At 37.9% G+C, this 16,670-nt stretch carries 14 protein-coding genes, 2 tRNA genes and 1 pseudogene; 7 read left to right on the top strand and 10 right to left on the bottom strand.

The annotated features are described in order from the left end of the window. Positions 1-637: pseudogene (locus V5N63_RS07730) on the bottom strand (hypothetical protein); the annotation flags it as partial. 80 nt (positions 638-717) lie between these two features. On the opposite strand from V5N63_RS07730, the gene V5N63_RS07725 reads away from it, so the two are divergent. Then, positions 718-1,239 (top strand): NAD(P)H-dependent oxidoreductase, encoded by a 522-nt coding sequence (locus tag V5N63_RS07725; RefSeq protein WP_332033484.1) that lies wholly within the window; start codon positions 718-720, stop codon positions 1,237-1,239. Next, the gene (locus V5N63_RS07720) at positions 1,236-3,071 is read left to right on the top strand and encodes a monovalent cation:proton antiporter-2 (CPA2) family protein (protein ID WP_332033483.1); all 1,836 of its coding nucleotides are present in this window, start codon (positions 1,236-1,238) and stop codon (positions 3,069-3,071) included. Before V5N63_RS07725 ends, V5N63_RS07720 begins: the two co-directional genes overlap by 4 nt. A gap of 1 nt (position 3,072) precedes the next feature. On the opposite strand, the gene V5N63_RS07715 is transcribed toward V5N63_RS07720, so the two are convergent. The 6 genes from V5N63_RS07715 to V5N63_RS07690 form a co-directional block, all read right to left on the bottom strand. Beyond that, positions 3,073-3,624, bottom strand: coding sequence for a hypothetical protein (locus V5N63_RS07715; RefSeq protein ID WP_332033482.1), 552 nt, complete (start codon positions 3,622-3,624; stop codon positions 3,073-3,075). Positions 3,625-3,629: 5 nt separating this feature from the next. Then, complete coding sequence (locus V5N63_RS07710) at positions 3,630-4,040, bottom strand: type II 3-dehydroquinate dehydratase (RefSeq protein ID WP_332028938.1); 411 nt, start codon at positions 4,038-4,040, stop codon at positions 3,630-3,632. Positions 4,041-4,107: 67 nt separating this feature from the next. Continuing rightward, positions 4,108-4,179 (bottom strand) — tRNA-Glu (locus tag V5N63_RS07705). A gap of 15 nt (positions 4,180-4,194) precedes the next feature. Further along, positions 4,195-4,449 (bottom strand): 30S ribosomal protein S20, encoded by a 255-nt coding sequence (gene rpsT / locus V5N63_RS07700; RefSeq protein WP_332018714.1) that lies wholly within the window; start codon positions 4,447-4,449, stop codon positions 4,195-4,197. Positions 4,450-4,540: 91 nt separating this feature from the next. Further along, positions 4,541-4,612, bottom strand: a tRNA-Glu gene (locus V5N63_RS07695). A gap of 60 nt (positions 4,613-4,672) precedes the next feature. After that, positions 4,673-5,956 (bottom strand): N-acetylmuramoyl-L-alanine amidase family protein, encoded by a 1,284-nt coding sequence (locus V5N63_RS07690; RefSeq protein WP_332033485.1) that lies wholly within the window; start codon positions 5,954-5,956, stop codon positions 4,673-4,675. Positions 5,957-6,011: 55 nt separating this feature from the next. Between V5N63_RS07690 and V5N63_RS07685 the strand changes: the two genes are divergently transcribed. From V5N63_RS07685 to V5N63_RS07675, 3 genes are read left to right on the top strand one after another with little or no spacing between them, the layout of a single operon-like run. Then, positions 6,012-8,603 (top strand): putative LPS assembly protein LptD, encoded by a 2,592-nt coding sequence (locus V5N63_RS07685; protein ID WP_332033481.1) that lies wholly within the window; start codon positions 6,012-6,014, stop codon positions 8,601-8,603. A 47-nt stretch (positions 8,604-8,650) separates the two neighbouring features. Next, a complete protein-coding gene (locus tag V5N63_RS07680) occupies positions 8,651-9,031 on the top strand; it encodes a RidA family protein (protein WP_088469588.1) in 381 nt (126 codons plus the stop codon). Next, positions 9,032-9,493, top strand: a complete 462-nt coding sequence (locus tag V5N63_RS07675) for a hypothetical protein (RefSeq protein WP_088469587.1) — start codon at positions 9,032-9,034, stop codon at positions 9,491-9,493. A gap of 28 nt (positions 9,494-9,521) precedes the next feature. Here the strand turns inward: V5N63_RS07675 and V5N63_RS07670 are convergent, their stop codons facing one another. Continuing rightward, a complete protein-coding gene (locus tag V5N63_RS07670) occupies positions 9,522-11,030 on the bottom strand; it encodes a trypsin-like peptidase domain-containing protein (protein WP_332033480.1) in 1,509 nt (502 codons plus the stop codon). 288 nt (positions 11,031-11,318) lie between these two features. Between V5N63_RS07670 and V5N63_RS07665 the strand changes: the two genes are divergently transcribed. Beyond that, positions 11,319-12,233, top strand: coding sequence for a dimethylarginine dimethylaminohydrolase family protein (locus V5N63_RS07665; RefSeq protein WP_332033479.1), 915 nt, complete (start codon positions 11,319-11,321; stop codon positions 12,231-12,233). Between the two features lie 13 nt (positions 12,234-12,246). Here the strand turns inward: V5N63_RS07665 and V5N63_RS07660 are convergent, their stop codons facing one another. Further along, entirely contained in the window at positions 12,247-12,909 is a 663-nt protein-coding gene (locus tag V5N63_RS07660; RefSeq protein ID WP_332033478.1) for a copper homeostasis protein CutC, read from the bottom strand. A 72-nt stretch (positions 12,910-12,981) separates the two neighbouring features. Between V5N63_RS07660 and ctlX the strand changes: the two genes are divergently transcribed. After that, on the top strand, positions 12,982-13,908 hold the full coding sequence (gene ctlX / locus V5N63_RS07655) for a citrulline utilization hydrolase CtlX (RefSeq protein ID WP_332033477.1): 927 nt from the start codon (positions 12,982-12,984) through the stop codon (positions 13,906-13,908). Between the two features lie 80 nt (positions 13,909-13,988). On the opposite strand, the gene V5N63_RS07650 is transcribed toward ctlX, so the two are convergent. Beyond that, positions 13,989-16,280: a TonB-dependent receptor domain-containing protein gene (locus V5N63_RS07650; protein WP_332033476.1), complete on the bottom strand. Its 2,292-nt coding sequence runs from the start codon at positions 16,278-16,280 to the stop codon at positions 13,989-13,991. Positions 16,281-16,670 lie beyond the last annotated feature (390 nt).

Genomic DNA, 16,670 nt, shown 5'->3' with positions numbered 1-16,670 from the left:
TAAAATCTGCAGCGTATTTCTCCAGATCCTTTATCTTCATTCTTCTGGCTGAAATTGCCGGATTTTTAGAAATCCGTTCATGCATGCGGAGAAAATTTTCATTAACACCGTCATGAACTTTTCTGCCAAAACACAACTGATTGAAATAAACTTTAAACCCGTAATTCTCAAAAAGTCCTTTGTAATATGGAGCGTTATAATTCATTGCGTAAAGCGGCTCAGAAAAACCTTCAATCAGCAACCCCCAGAATTTATCGCGTTCACCGAAGTTTATCGGTCCGTCCATCGCTTCCATTCCTTTTTCCTGAAGACGCTTTTTTGCAAAATCAAATATAAAATTTGCGGTGGTCTGGTCGTTGATGCAGTCGAAAAATCCAATCCCACCTGTCGGTTGGGCCTGGCGGTACTTCTTATTGATGAAGACTGCAATTTTACCCACTGTTTCATTTTTATCATTCAGAAATATAAATCTTTCACATTCACCAGATCTGAAAAATTTATTTTTTTTAGGATCAAAAACCGCTTCAATATCCTGATCAAGCGGACGGATATAGTTTTTGTCATTAACAAAAAGCAACGATGGAAAATTCAGGAATATTTTTATTTGATGATCTGAAACGACTTGTACTGCCTTCATTTCTCAAAAATAAGAATAATTTCTGTTGGTACTGAGGATTGATTTTGATTTTTTAATTAATTTTATGCAAACATATCCCCGTGAAAAAAACGCTTGTTGTTTTTGCGCATCCTCATTTTGAATACTCCCACGCCAATGCGGAGCTAATAAAAGCATACGGCGATTTTCCTGAAGTTGATTTCAAAGACCTTTATGAAGAATATCCGGATTTTCACATTGCAAGCTTTCGTGAGAGAAAAAGAATCCGGGATTATGAGCGGCTGGTTTTTCATTTCCCTCTAATTTGGTTTTCCTCTCCGCCTCTTCTAAAACTTTGGATTGATGAAGTTTTTGATATTAAATGGTTGTCCGAAGACCAAAATCCCTTAAAGAATAAAGACGCTGTTATCATTGTGACCGTAGGAGGCAAAGAAGAAAATTATTCAGAAAACGGACTTTACGGAACTACCATTTCTGATTTGATGAAATTTCTTACCCTTTCACTAAAAGTGAATTCCATTGAGGTAAAAGAAATTCTTGCAATTCACAATGCGGATGATCTTACCAAAGCTGAACTCACAAAATTTACCGATAAAATTAAGCATATCTTACAGACCCCATGAGCGATACTTCACTTGCAATGACCAGCCTGATATTTTTGGGTGCCGCGATTATCATGGTTCCTCTGGTTCGCAAGCTGGGGCTGAGTTCTGTAATCGGGTTTATTCTTGGCGGGATTTTAATCGGACCTTTTGGATTAAAGCTTACAGGCAACGATTCCGATGATATTATGCATGCCACAGAATTTGGTGTAATTATGCTTCTTTTCTTGGTAGGTTTAGAATTTGAGCCGAAAAAATTTTGGAAAATCCGGAAGAAAATCCTGGGAATGGGGTTAAGCCAAATGCTTATTACCATTGTCGTTTTATTTGCCTGTTTTTATTTTGCAGAATGGCATACAGACCATGCATTAGTTACAGCGGTGTGTTTTGCACTGTCTTCTACAGCGATTGTTTTGCAAACATTAAAAGAAAAAAATATCTTCCGGACCGATGCCGGGGAAGCTTCTTTTTCGATTCTTCTTTTTCAGGATATGTCGGTTATTCCGATTTTGGCACTTTTACCAATTTTAGCAAAAAGACCTGAAGAAAACGATCACCAAATCCTGTTGCAGTATCTTCCGGATTGGCTGCAGCCATTTTCGATAATTTTAGGTGTTTTAGTTCTCATCTTTCTCGGGCGCTTCGTTTTTGTTCCTTTTCTAAGATATGTTTCACGGTCGGGAATGAATGAACTTCTTACCGCATCATCATTATTTTTAGTCATCGGTGTATCAGAATTAATGGCTTCCGTGGGCTTAAGTCCGGCTTTGGGCGCATTTCTGGCGGGTGTAATGCTGGCAACAAGCGAATTCCGTCATGAACTGGAGAGTCAGATTGATCCTTTTAAAGGTCTTTTGCTGGCTGTATTTTTTGTTAGTGTTGGCGCCACAATCAACTTTTTTGTGATTATGCAGGACCCGATGTTTATTTTTACAACTACAATTGTGGTGCTGGCAGTAAAATTTGCGGTACTTTTCGGGGTTGGGAAGTTTTTCGGATTGAAAACTGATCAGAATTTACTGGTTGCATTTGCACTTTCCCAAATCGGGGAATTTTCTTTCGTACTGGTGAATTATGCAACAAAATTATATCTTTTAAATCCTGAACTTAACGCACAACTGATGGCGATTACAGCAATTACGATGTGTGTAACGCCAGTACTTCTTATCATTAACGAAAAATATTTCGAACCAAAATTTTTAAATATTCAAAACGATGCTTTTGAAAATACAGAACCCATCAAACAACAGAAAATAATTATTGTAGGTTTTGGCCACTTCGGCAGTACTGTAGGCCGACTCTTAAGAGTAAACGGAATACAGGCTACGGTGTTGGACAATGATCCGCAACGGGTGAATTTATTGAAATCGAATCATTTTAAAGTGTATTTTGGCGACGCAACCAAACCTGGAATCTTGCGTTCCGCAGGTGCAGAAACTGCAGATTTACTAATCCTGTGCCTGGATGATCCGGAAAAAAATAAATTCATTCTTGAATATGCGCGCAAAAAATATCCACAGCTGAAAATATTTGTACGTGCAAAAAACCGTCTCGATGCTTATGATTTTTATAATAACGGAGTCGATAATATTTACAGAGAAACCCTAGGAACTGCAGTTGATATGGCAGTTGACATCCTGAAAGCAACAGGCATGCGTTCATATGCTGCAAGAAGGCTTGGGAAACGATTTATGTTGATCGACAAAGCGATGGTGAGGAAACTTGCAAGAGAACAGCTTAAAGATAAAATTACTTTCACCATGAAAGAATCGCTTGAGCGTGAAGCAGAACTTCTTGCGGAAGACAGCCATTCCTTTGACGAATCCCAGTGGAATAATAACGAAGAAATCTAAATTAGTACGCTGGGCAATCCTGTAAACTGATATTCGTTAGATTAAGAATCTTGCCATCCATTGTCACTTTTACCTGTTGGAAGATTCCGTAAACACAGTCGCTTACCATATCTTTAAAATCTCCGTTACTGGCTTCAATGGATACACCATTGCCGGAAAGCGTATAATTATTCTCATTAAAATCAAATCGGGTCAGGGCATAATTTTTTCCGTCGATATTGATTATTCCTTTATTTGAATTCTGATCGAAATAAAACAATGTTTTCCCATTTTGAGTAAAAACCGATCTTCCCTGTTCCGGAGAAATATCCTGAGGAGTAATGTCGAACGCCGGTGAATAATCTGGGTTTTTTATAACTGCCGTTTTCGAGCTGTCAGTTGCTGAAACTTCTACATTTTGTGTAATATTCTGTGTACTGACTTTATCGTTTTCTTTAACGCAGGAAAACAAAACCGCAAAAGTAATGAAGTGAAGCGTGTTTTTCATAGCTGGAATTAATGAATTTCCGGATGCAAGAACTATTCCTTCAAATAATTTTATTTGTAATTTCATAAAAATCATTTTCCGAAACTCAAAATCGCGAGTTCGTAACCTTTGAGCCCGAAACCGCTCAAAACGCCATCTGTATTGGCCGCGGTAACAGATTTCTGACGAAATTCTTCCCTTTTATATATGTTACTGATGTGAACTTCAATTTTCGGTTTAGAAATATTTTTGAGACAATCTGCTATTGCATAAGAATAATGGGTAAAAGCACCGGGATTAATTACAAGCGCATCAAAATCATCTTCCTGTATACGATTGATAATTTCACCTTCAACATTCGACTGGTAATAAGTAATTTGATGATCCGGAAATTTATGCTGAAGGTTACTCAGCTCATCTTCCATAGAAGTTGTTCCGTAAATCTCAGGCTCGCGCGTCCCGAGCAAATTAAGATTGGGACCGTTGACAATAAGTATTTTCATAAAGCGTAAAAACTTCCTCAAATATAGCCATAAAAAAACTTCCGAAAAATTAATTTCGGAAGTTAAGTAGCCCGTAGGGGAATCGAACCCCTCTTACCAGAATGAAAATCTGAGGTCCTAACCGATAGACGAACGGGCCAGACTCTTTATTTAATTAAGCCAGTTTATTAACGTGCTTAGTTAATTTGCTTTTTAAGTTTGCAGCTTTGTTTTTGTGGATGATATTTTTCTTCACCAATTTATCTAACAAAGAGATTACTAAAGGCAACTGCTCTGTTGCAACTTTTTTGTCTTCTTCATTTCTCAGACCTTTCATAGCTGTTCTTGCAGTTTTATGATAGTATCTGTTTCTTAATCTTTTCTTTTCGCTTTGTCTGATTCTTTTCAGAGCTGATTTATGATTTGCCATATCGTTTCCTAAATGTGGGTGCAAAGATATAAAATATTTTTATTACACCAAATAGTTTTTAATTTTTTTTAAAAAAATTTTCAATCTTTTGTAGCCTATAGGGGAATCGAACCCCTGTTGCAAGAATGAAAATCTTGAGTCCTTACCACTAGACGAATAGGCCTTTGTTTGAGGACTGCAAAAATATTAATTAAGTTTTAATCCTGCAATACCAAACCCATTTTTATTTTGAAACTTTTTGAATTACTGAATCATCAATACCTTTCAACTCTATGGCTTTCTGTGCTTTAACAGCTTCCTCCAAACTCGAAAATTTTCCGTAGGTATAATAAAATTTACCGTTTTCTTTTACCCGGTTCACATCCTTCAGTGTATTCAGCACTTTTGAATTGGAGCTGAGCTTCTGTGAAGTTACAGCGATTTCAAGAGTATAATACCCAATTCCCAGCTTCTGGTTCGGCACAAATGAGATTGAAGTTGCATTCTTGAAGCCAGCATCTCGCGCAGTTTTCAGGTTATTATCTCTTACTGATGCTAAATTGGTGGTACCGTAATAATATTTGTACAGGCCATTCTCTTTAATCGGAAGGATATAATTCAAGCCTTTGAGCGCAGGATCTGTACTGTTATATTTTGATGGAGATGACATCAGTAAAATTCTGAAGTCATTTTTAAGCGGTTTTTCTTCAGGCACAGGCTCGGGTTTAGGAGCCGCGGTGGCATTTCTGTCAAATGCTTTTTTATAATCGATAATCGCATCGTATATACTTTCTGCAATTTCGTTTTGTCCTTTTTCGGAAGCCAGATACATGGCATCATCATAATTACTGATAAAGCCGGTCTCAATCAGGACTGATGGCATCGCATTCAAGCGTAGCACGTGAAGGTTCTGCTGTTTTACCCCTCTTGAAAATCTTTTGTCCTTTTTTACGAAATTCCCTTCTACAAAACTCCCGAAAAGCAAGCTGCTTTCCAAATACTTGCTTTGCTGAATTTTCAGCGCAATTAAGGATTCTGGTGATTTGGGATCATAAGACGCAAACATTTCACGGTCTTTCTCGTCCAGATAAATTACGTCGTTCTCAGCTTTTGCCACCTCAAGATTGGTTTTATTCTGGTCCGGTCCCTGTACAAACGTTTCAGTGCCGTAAGGGCTTGTTTTCGTGCTGGCATTGCAGTGAACAGAGATAAAAAGATCTGCTTTACTTCGGTTTGCCAAAGTAGTACGTTCGGTAAGCGACGGATATTCGTCGATTTTACGGGTATAAATTATTTTGAAGTCTTTATTTTTCTCCAACATTCGCCCTACCTTCAATACAACGGAGAGGGTTACATCTTTTTCCCGTAAAGTGCCAACTTCACTATAATAGCGGTTTGCACCATGATCCGAACCGCCATGTCCCGCATCAAGAACTACGGTGAATTTTTTTTGCGCTCCGATAACTGAAAAAAGAAGAAGAAAAAAGAGGTGAAAATATTTTTTAAAAGAAAAACTATAGTTAATCATCATTACATTTTAAAAATTATGCTAATTTTGACCACAAATTACAGAAAATATCGCTTTGGCCAAAACGAGCTCCAAAAATATATTACATATTCTAATTATCCTAATTTTTAACAGTTTTTTAGCACATACAGATGCTCAAATTCTGCCTGAAAATAAGATAGTTAATGATACTATTCCTAAAGTTGACACCATAATTGTTGCACAGGAACAGCTTGAGGCAGTGGTGGAAACCAAGGCCGACAATATCCGCAATGATATACCAAAAAAAATGACTTACCTGAACAAAAAAGCTCAGGTAAAATATCAGGATATGCAGATTGATGCAGATTATATTTCGATCGACTGGAATAAATCGATGATTTTCGCAAGGGGTGAGCTCGATTCTTTAGGAAGAATAAAAAATCCGGCGGTTGCGGTACAGGGAGGTAAAAAATATGAATACGACGAGTTTTCTTACAACATCAAAACCCGTCAGGCCATAGCTTTCAATGCAAGAACTGAAGAAAGTGAAGGGGTAATTATTGCTGAAAAAACCAAGAAATACAACGATTCTGTCTTCTTTATGCGTCGCGGGAAATATACAACCGACGAATATTTCATTAAGAAAAAAGACACCATTGCCGATTATTATCTGCTTGCGCCAAACATCAAATTAATTAAAGGGAAAGACAAATCACAAGTAATTACGGGACCTATACAGATGTATATCGAGCAGGTTCCTACTCCGCTGATCATGCCTTTTGCGATACTTCCTTTTTCAGATAAACGGAGCGCAGGAATCCTGATTCCGAGTTTTGGTGAGAGAGAAGATGTCGGATTTTTCCTGAACTCTCTTGGATATTATCAACCCATCGGAGAACATTTTGATTTGAAAATTCTAGCCGACATTTATACTAAAGGCAGCTGGAATCTACGTCCTGAAATGAATTACAAGAAAAATTACCGTTACTCCGGGAACTTTTCTGCAGATGTGGGGAACACTGTACGTGGAATTAAAGGTTTATCAGATTATTCGAAAAGCCGCACCTACAGAATTGCGTGGCGCCATCAGCAGGATAGCAAAGCGAATCCCTTCCTTACTTTTTCTGCTTCTGTAGATGTGGTAAGTAATAAATTTTATAACAACACCGTAAATAATAATTACGCGTTCAACCAGAACAACCTGAATGCGCAGCAAAACTCCAGTGTAAGTGTTGTAAAAAGGTTTCTTACGCTGCCGGTTACGATTACCGGAACTTCATCTTACTCCCAAAACTTCTCAACCGGACTGGCTGATCTAAAATTACCGGTACTGAACGTAGCAATCAATCAGTTTTATTTATTTAAACCTAAAACCGGAGTAAGACAGGGCCTTTTAGAAAACATCACCGTAAATACCGGTCTGAATTTTAATAACTATGTACAAACCAATGAAGGCGAACTTTTCACCCAAACGATGTGGGATAAAATGCAGACCGGACTGAAAAACAATATTACACTGGGCACTAATACAACAATTGCCAAGTATTTTACATTCTCACTTTCAGCCAATATTCACAATGCCTTGACGACCAAAACATTGACCAGAACCTACAATCCGATTACGAACCGTGTCGACGACATTCTGAATAAAAAAATTGCCGGATATTCTTCCTTTTCTACCGGAGCAAGTTTACAGACTGTACTGTACGGGATGCTGAACTTTAAAAAAGAATCTTCAATCCAGGCAATCCGTCACATGATGACTCCACAAATTGGCTTCAGTTACTCTCCGGATTTTTCGGCAGCCAGTTTCGGGTACTATAAAACCTACGCCAATGATCGGGGCGAAATGACACCCTATTCCATTTTCGACCGCGGAATCATCGGTTCTCCAAATTCAGGTCTGGTTCAGGCGCTGAGTTTTTCAGTGAATAATAATTTAGAGATGAAAGTACGGTCTAAAAAAGATTCTACAGGCATCAAAAAAATAAAAATCTTCGAAAGTTTAAATTTCAACACGAATTATAACTTCGCGGCGCCAACCCACAAATGGTCAATCTTCAGTTTCAGCGGGCAGACCACAATATTTGAAAAGCTTAACCTGAATACAGGATTGAATCTGGAGCCTTACCAAATTATTTTCGCGCCAGGTGAAGACACCGGAATCCGGACCGAAAATTTTGGGCATTTCAGTGTTCAGGGTTTCAACGCGCAACTTTCATATCCTTTGAGCAGCGAAATTTTCGAGAAAAAAGACAAAGAAGACCTGTCTAAAAAGTACAGTAAAAAAGGAGAAATCCGCAACGAAGATTATTATTTTGATGATGATAACTATGCACGTTTCACCCAACCGTGGACTTTAAACATCAATGCCCAGTACAGCTACACCAGAAGCCTGACGCGTTTTGGGAACAAAATGGCATCTATCGGATTAGATGGGAGTATAAAACTTACACCGTTCTGGAACATTACCGGAAACCTGTATTACGACGTTATTACAAAAGAAATTGCCAATACACAGCTTGGTTTCTCACGGGATCAGCGCAGTTTTACCATCAATTTCAACTGGATTCCCTATGGACAGTACAAAGTATATGATTTCTTTATAGGAATTAAAGCGAATATCCTGCGCGACGCCCTGAAATATAAAGACCGCAGTTTTACACAGCCAAATGCACCGTTTTAAATTTTAAAGAATTAAACATTAGTTTTATATTTGCCAATATTATCATTATGAAAAAAATAATTTCTACTTCTGATGCGCCTGCAGCAATTGGTCCTTATTCACAGGCTAATTTTGCCAACGGAATTTTATACATCTCCGGCCAGATTCCACTGAATCCCCAAACCGGAAAACTTGAAGAAGGCATCGAAAAAGAGACCCATCAAGTCATGAAAAATCTTGAAGCAATTTTGAAGGAAGCAGGAATGACTTTTAAAAACGTGGTGAAAGCAACAATTTTTCTAAAAAATATGGATGATTTCGCAGTAATGAATGATATTTACGCGTCATATCTTGATCCTGAGAGTTTTCCAGCAAGAGAAACCGTACAGGTTTCCTGTCTGCCCAAAAATGTAGATATTGAAATTTCAATGATTGCACATCAGTTTTAAATGAATTTCATTAGGAATACGATTGCGGTTTTAGTAGGTCTCGCTGTTGCAGCACTCATCATTTCATTGGGAGTGAGACTTAATTCATCATGGATTACCTATGATGAATATTCGCCGTTCGGGAATTGGGAACAGCTTCTGAAAGCGATGGAAAACAAACCGTATTTCTTCGTCGCGTTGCTTATTTCTTCGGGCATTGCAGCTACTGTGGGTGGTGTTGTTACTGCAATCATCGTGAAATATGCCAAAGTTGCCTACGCGATTTTAATTGGGTTTATTTTACTCTTTATCGCGATGCTCGACATTATTATTTTCCCGTATCATCCTACTTTTTATAAGATTTTAATATTCCTGACATTCTTCCCCTTTTCATGGATTGGAGGAAAAATTACAGAAGTGATTTACGAACGGAAAAAGAAAAGATTAAAGAAAATTCAGCATAAAAAAAACGCAGCTCAATAAAAGCTGCGTTTTCGGTTTTTAAAATGGGTTAAGGCATTTTAAAGCCTCTTGTTGTTATTCTTCCGTATTCGTCCACATATTTTACCTGAACGTTTCCGCTGTAACCCTGAAGGATTTTTTCCACATCTTTCTGGGAATTTACAGGCTTTCCATTTACTTCAATAACGATATAATTATCAACTACGCCAATTTTCGACATTTCGCTGCCTGCCACAACGTTTTTAGCAATTACTCCGCTGTTCAGCCCATAATCTGTCTTAAACCGTTCGCTTAAAGGTTCGAAATCAGCACCAATTTTTTCGGTTACTGTAAGATCAGCTTTGCTTCTGAATGAAGTTCCACCCTTTTCGTCTCTCAAAGTTACATTTACAGTATTGGTTCTGCCGTTTCTTAAATACGTAACGGCTACTTTGTCGCCCGGTCTTTTGCTTCCGACAGCGAAAGAAAGATCATAATAGTTAGAGACAAGCGTTTCGTCAACTTTAGTAATAATGTCGCCAGGTCTTAATCCGGCAGCTTCAGCTCCGCCTTTATCTACAACTTCGATCAGATAAACTCCGTCGCCTGATTTAATATTGGTTTTGTTTTGCTGGTTATAAATAGAAACCTGACGTGTATCTGATAAATCCAGAGATTTTACGCCAAGGAAACCACGCTGTACCAATCCGAATTTCTTGATATCTTCCACCACTTTTCTGGCAAGATTTGATGGAACTGCAAAACCGTAACCTTCATAATAACCGGTTTTCGATGAAATTGCAGAGTTAATTCCGATCAGTTCACCATTAGGATTCACTAACGCTCCTCCTGAGTTTCCTGGATTAATTGCCGCATCGGTCTGAATAAAACTTTCAATCGGTGTTCTGGATTGCTGGCTCAGCAAATCAATACTTCTGCCTTTAGCCGAAACTATTCCGGCGGTTACTGTTGAATTTAATCCCATCGGGTTGCCGACAGCCAAAACCCACTGGCCTACTTCCACATTGTCGGAATTGGCAAAATTCAGGTAAGGCAATCCTTTTTCTTCAATTTTTAAAAGTGCAATATCTGTAGTTGGGTCGGTCCCTACCAAATTAGCTACATAAGATTTTTTATTGGAAAGCACTACCTCCAGCTTACTGGCTCCTGCAATAACGTGGTTATTTGAAATAATATAACCATCCGGCGAAATAATTACTCCGGAACCCATTCCGGAAGGCATATCTTTCGGTGCCTGCTGCTGTTTTGGCTGTCCGCCGAACGGATTTCCAAAAAACAGATCGAACATATCCTGCTCGCTTCTGTTCGAAGTTCTGTTGGAGTAGTTTTTAATACTTACTACGGCCGGTACCGTCATTTTAGATGCTTTCACGAAATCATCACCAACGCCGGTCATGTTAAATGATGCATATTTGGCATCCGTATTTTTGGGTGCGAAATACGAAAACTCAGCGTCTTCGTTATGCACATTAAAATAATTAATAGCTCCGAAAGTCGTAGCTCCGGAGATTACACCCACGAATGCGTAGGGAATTAGTTTTTTTAAGGTATCCTTCATCTTCATAAATTATATTGTATGATCTTAAAATATTTGTTGCTTCAAATTTAGCACTTAATAAGTATTAATGGGAAGTGATATGTTTCAGTTTTAACTAAAAATTAACAAGAATTATAAGATTTTAATTATATTTTCATATTGGATTCAACATTGGTATAAAAGTTAAATTAATTCCCAATTCACGGGCTTCAAAAAATCTTTTACGACAGTAAATTCTTATATTCTCAAATCCTTCAAAAATTTTCTCAACTCAAAACGTTTGTTTAAATTTGGGACAATCACTTTATTATGAGACTAAACATCAATAACGAAACTTCAAAACTTAAATCAGTAGTTCTTGGCATGCCCAATTCGATGGGTCCCGCTCACTCTTTGGAAGACAGTTACGACGCAAAATCGTATCATTCTATACAGCACGGAATTTATCCTAAGGAAAAAGACATCATTTATGAGATGACCGAGTTCGAGAAAATCCTCATCAAACACGGTGTAGAAGTTTACCACCCTCACCTTATTGAAAACTACAATCAGGTTTTCGCGCGTGATGTGGCTTTCGTTATTGAAGATAAAATGATTATCTCGAACATCATCCAGGACCGATATGATGAGCAGGATGCGTACAGGAAAATTTTTGCGCGCGTAGGTTGGAAGAAAATCATCAATCTTCCGGATTCGGCACATATCGAAGGCGGCGACGTGATTGTATGGAACGATTTCCTCTTTATCGGGACTTGTTTTTCCGAAGATTATCGCAGTTTCAAAACCGCCCGAACCAACGAATACGCTATTGAAATCCTGAAAGAATATTTTCCCAAAAAAAGAATCATCGATCTGGAACTGAAGAAAAATGATACCGATCCTTATCAGGGAATTCTACATCTGGACTGTACTTTCAATCCCGTAGGAAAGGATAAATGCATTATTTACAAAGATGGTTTTGTTGATGAAAGTGATTACAGACTTTTAATCGACATTTTCGGGGAAGAAAACTGCTTCCATGTAACGCAGCAGGAAATGTTCGAAATGAATCCTAATATTTTTTCGATTTCTGAAGAAATTGTAGTTTCAGATTCTTCGTTTACACGACTGAACAATCACCTCCGGAATGAATGGGGAATTACAGTTGAGGAAATTCCGTACCGGGAAATATCAAAAATGGGTGGTTTACTCCGCTGCTCTACTTTGCCGCTGGTGCGTGATTAAGAAAAAGCAGAAGTTAAGAACTCAGCATTTTAAGTTTTTTAATTTCTTCCTCACTTGCGAAAGTATCATATTTAAGAATTGCAGAAGAGTGAAAACTCGTTCCGCCGGTAAATTCTTTGAGCTGCTGAACATTTTCGGAGCGAACGCCGCCACCGATTAAAATTTCGATCTGGTTACCGTATTTTGAAATGAGTTCTTTTAGATTCTCTTGCCCTTTCATAGCATCGGGTTTTCCGCCTGAGGTTAAAACGGTTTTAAAACCCAGGCTGATCAAGGTCTGAATTGATTTATCCAAATCCGCAGTCCGGTCGAACGCACGGTGGAACGTGCATGGTCTGTCTCCTGCAAGTGCAATTAACGCTGTATTTTTTTCTTCATCAATTTCATTATTCACATCCAAAACACCAAACACAAAACCATCTGCTCCGGCTTCGCGGAAACTGATGATACTGCTTTTCATTTCTGTAAATTCGGCTTCCGAATAAAAAAACGAACCGCCTTTTGGCCGAATCATCACGTAAATTGGCGTTGCATAATTTGATTTCAGATACCGGAATTCGTAGAAATTGGGTGTTGTACCGCCAAGGTTTATATTATCGCAAAATTCGATTCGGTCTGCCACGGATTTCAGGGCAGTTTCGGCAGAGGTTATTTCAAAGCAGGCAATTTCTAACATGATTTCTTTATTGTCTATAAATTTAAGTATTTTTGTTCAACCACAGATTAATACTAATAAAAACAATATTTCATGCAAACAGCCAGCACGGTTCTGATGGTGGAACCTATCGCTTTCAGTTACAACGCCCAAACCGCCGAAAACAATTATTTTCAGGTCGAACAAAAAGATGCTGACATCCAGACAAAAGCTCTTGAGGAATTCAACAGTTTTGTAGATAAATTAAAGAGCAAAGGCATCAATGTTATCACCGTTAAAGATACTTTGGATCCACATACTCCGGATTCTATCTTTCCGAATAACTGGGTAAGTTTCCATAACGATGGAAAGGTTGTGCTCTATCCGATGTTTGCCCCAAACAGAAGAGTTGAACGCAGATCCGATATTTTAGAAATCCTTAAAGACAGCGGTTTTGAGATTACCGAAATCGATGATTTATCACATTTTGAAGATCAGGACAAGTTTCTTGAAGGTACAGGAAGTATGATTTTCGATCACGACCACAAAATTGCTTACGGTTCGGTTTCACTGAGATTAGATGAGGAACTTTTCCGCCAGTTTTGCCGGAAATTCGGTTTCAGGCCCGTTGTTTTTCATTCTTACCAAAATGCCGGTGGCGAAAGACTTCCAATTTACCACACCAACGTAATGATGTGTGTTGCCGACAAATTTGTAGTGATTTGTCTGGATTGTATTGATGATGAACTGGAGCGTGAAAAAGTGCAGGAAGTCATTAAATCGACCGGAAAAGAAATCATAGAAATCTCGGAAGACCAATTGCAGCAGTTTGCCGGAAACATGCTTCAGGTACAGAATGAAGCCGGGGATAAATTTTTGGTGATGAGCGAGACTGCCTATAAATCTCTCACTCCCGCACAAATTCAAAATATCGAAAAATATTGCGAAATCATTTACTCAGATTTGAATACGATTGAAACCAACGGCGGCGGAAGTGCAAGATGCATGTTGGCTGAAGTGTTTTTGCCGAAGAATATTTAATCGGAAATTCATAAAAAAATCAATAATCCCCGAAAAATTTCGGGGATTATTTTTAAAAATTTAATTAAGTATAGAAAAAATTATTTGGTTCTCGATTTTATTTCGTCGGAAGCACTTTCGATGTTTCTCACCTTTTTCACCTTTTGATTTCCGAAGTTGTATACGATACTTGCGCCAGCACTTTGTCTGTACATGTTGTTCTGTACGTAATTGTAATTGCCGTTTTCCTGATAATCCTCCACTTCTACAATGTTTGTTTTCAAAATATCGTTTACATTTACGGTAAAGGTCCAGTCATTCCAGATTTTTTTGAGACTCAAATCCAGACTTGAAAGGTTTTTAAGCATTCCCAGTTCAATCTGCTGTTTGTCTACATAAAAGAAATTCACGCCGGCAAACCAGGTTTTCTTCTGGTCTAAACGGATATTGTTATTGGTTTGCACCACAAAACTTGTAGAGCTGGTATTATTTGTGTACAGCGGAAAAATATCGCCAGTGGTAGGATCTACACTTAAACTTCCATTATTTTTGTTATGCTGCACCCCGATGTTGAAATTGGTCGTCCATGCCTGTTTGAAAAAAGACTTCTGAATCCCAAACATTGCAGACATTTCCTGTTTGTCGCCGAAATTGGTTCTGATATAACGCAGCTGATTCTGTGTGCCCACACTTCCGTCCGCATGAACCGGAATTCCCTGTAAAGGAACCTGCGTGATAATATCTTTCTCCAAAGAATGATTCAAAATCAGGAAATATGAATTTTTAAACATATAGGTAAGTTCCTGATTATAGCTTGAAGACGCTTTTACAAAAGGGTTGTTCTGCACATAATTATTCTCGGTAAGAATATTTTTAACCGGATTGATTTCCCAGAAACTCGGCCTTCTCATTCTGCTCGAAAATGCATACGAGATATTATTTTTTTCGTTAATCGCATAGTTGAGACTAAGATAAGGAAGAACATTGCTGTAATTTCTTTCAATGTTCCGCAAATTCACATCCTGTGCGTTATCCGAAGTACCTGTACTTTTCGTCATTTCGTAACGGGTTCCGATTTTTCCGGAAAATTTATCCGAGAATTTCTTCTCAACCGTAACGTAAAGCCCGTAAATATTTTCGTCATACAGAAAATGGTTCGGCGTGCTCAAAGGATTATCTATTTTAATGCCTTCTGCGTTATATACTTCTGCCAAACTCCCATCTGCATTGAAGATCGAAGTTACACTCTGGGTGTCGTTATCGGTTTTTGTTTTATTATAATTTCCGCCGACGGAAACCGTTAAATCATTTTTAAATTTCTGGATATAATCTGCCATTCCTGAAAAATTATTGATAAGCTGCGGTAGGCTCTGGGACACGTAACGCGATCTGTACAAATCAATCCCATCGGCTGTAGATTCATAGGTATTATTATCTGTACTCTGGAATCTTTTAAAATTCAAATAAGCGGCATTCAGATTTAATTTACTTCCCAGACTGTCCGTTTTCAGTTCATAATTTAAGTTTACACTGTTATTGTAAGAACGTGCGTCTTCTTTATTTTTAGATCTGCTGTATTTTGTTTCCCACACATTTCCCTGCTTCAGCGTTCTGATGGTATTAAAAAGATTAACGGTTGAATTATAACTTCTATTTGCCCAGGTATTCCAGGACAAAGCCATATTCGATTTTTCGGTTAACTGGTAATCAATATTCAGATAGCCGCCCAAATTTTTGTTAGGGTCAATGATATCACCAACAGATTCATTGGTTGCCTTACTGTTACCGTTTCGCAGAACATAACTTTGAGGTTGTATGTTTTCGCTGCCTGTTAAATTTGCAGAAATCCCTAATTTATCTTTTCTGTAATTTGCGGAAAAACTTGAGGAATTGCTGCTGTAAATATTTGCCGAACTAGCCATTCTAATGTTTCCGTTCAGTCCGTTAGTCATTTTCTTTTTCATCACGATATTGATGATTCCGTCCGAAGCTTCCACCTGAAATTCACTTCCTGGCATTGTAATCACTTCGATCTTCTGAATATTTTCCGCCGGCGTATTTTTAAGAAACTGCGCTAAAGACTGTGCATCCATATTGCTTTTCTTACCATCGATGTAGATGATTGCATTATTCTTTCCCGCAATTTTCAGGGTGCTTTCGTCGGTGGTTGAAATAAGAGGCGTCTGTTTAAGAATGTCAAAAGTCGTACTTCCTTTTGCAACAGGCGCATTAGAGATGTCGTACACGAAACGGTCGCTTTCTTTTTTGAAGACTTTTTTGGTCATTAAAACTTCCTGAATGTTGTGAACTTTTGCTGAATCATTCTTGACGGTTGCCTGCCCGAAAGCAATTATTCCGGAAAGAATTGAAAGTGAAATAATGAGTTTTTTCATGGTAAAAAGTTTTAAAAGAAAAAGAAGGAAGATGGGTTATTAGTTTTTGATTTGGTTATCAGTTTTGGTTGGTGATTAGTTTTTTCTTCCCTCCCTTTCTTATTTGGTTATTAGTTTTTCGTATCATTAGTTTTGTATTGCAAAGATATATAATTATTTTAGTATCATGCAATGCAAAGTAGTAAGTAAATAAAATACAGAGACTTAATCTTCTGATTATCAACGTAAAAAATTTACATTGAATTATATTTATATACGATTAGACAAACGAAACTATAGATTTGTTACACATGAAAATAAAAAAAGTGGAAAAAATTTCCACTTTGCGATTATAATGATGTATTAAAAAAGTATAAGGTGTTTAATTTTCTTCCCTGTTAAATTTGGCGA

The organism is Kaistella sp., from assembly GCF_032060305.1.
Classification (GTDB): Bacteria; Bacteroidota; Bacteroidia; order Flavobacteriales; family Weeksellaceae; genus Kaistella; species Kaistella yananensis.
The sequence above is the reverse complement of the archived record's forward strand: the minus strand, read 5'-3'. Positions and strand labels throughout refer to the sequence as shown.

Excerpts from the sequence above, each read along its gene's own strand:
- V5N63_RS07710 (WP_332028938.1), bottom strand. The coding sequence starts at position 4,040 with ATGAAAATACTTATTGTCAACGGTCCCAATCTTAATTTGCTCGGGACG.
- ctlX (WP_332033477.1), top strand. The coding sequence starts at position 12,982 with ATGCAAACAGCCAGCACGGTTCTGATGGTGGAACCTATCGCTTTCAGT.
- V5N63_RS07715 (WP_332033482.1), bottom strand. The coding sequence starts at position 3,624 with ATGAAATTACAAATAAAATTATTTGAAGGAATAGTTCTTGCATCCGGA.
- V5N63_RS07665 (WP_332033479.1), top strand. The coding sequence starts at position 11,319 with ATGAGACTAAACATCAATAACGAAACTTCAAAACTTAAATCAGTAGTT.
- V5N63_RS07690 (WP_332033485.1), bottom strand. The coding sequence starts at position 5,956 with ATGATTAACTATAGTTTTTCTTTTAAAAAATATTTTCACCTCTTTTTT.
- V5N63_RS07650 (WP_332033476.1), bottom strand. The coding sequence starts at position 16,280 with ATGAAAAAACTCATTATTTCACTTTCAATTCTTTCCGGAATAATTGCT.
- V5N63_RS07720 (WP_332033483.1), top strand. The coding sequence starts at position 1,236 with ATGAGCGATACTTCACTTGCAATGACCAGCCTGATATTTTTGGGTGCC.
- rpsT (WP_332018714.1), bottom strand. The coding sequence starts at position 4,449 with ATGGCAAATCATAAATCAGCTCTGAAAAGAATCAGACAAAGCGAAAAG.
- V5N63_RS07675 (WP_088469587.1), top strand. The coding sequence starts at position 9,032 with ATGAATTTCATTAGGAATACGATTGCGGTTTTAGTAGGTCTCGCTGTT.
- V5N63_RS07660 (WP_332033478.1), bottom strand. The coding sequence starts at position 12,909 with ATGTTAGAAATTGCCTGCTTTGAAATAACCTCTGCCGAAACTGCCCTG.
- V5N63_RS07680 (WP_088469588.1), top strand. The coding sequence starts at position 8,651 with ATGAAAAAAATAATTTCTACTTCTGATGCGCCTGCAGCAATTGGTCCT.
- V5N63_RS07670 (WP_332033480.1), bottom strand. The coding sequence starts at position 11,030 with ATGAAGGATACCTTAAAAAAACTAATTCCCTACGCATTCGTGGGTGTA.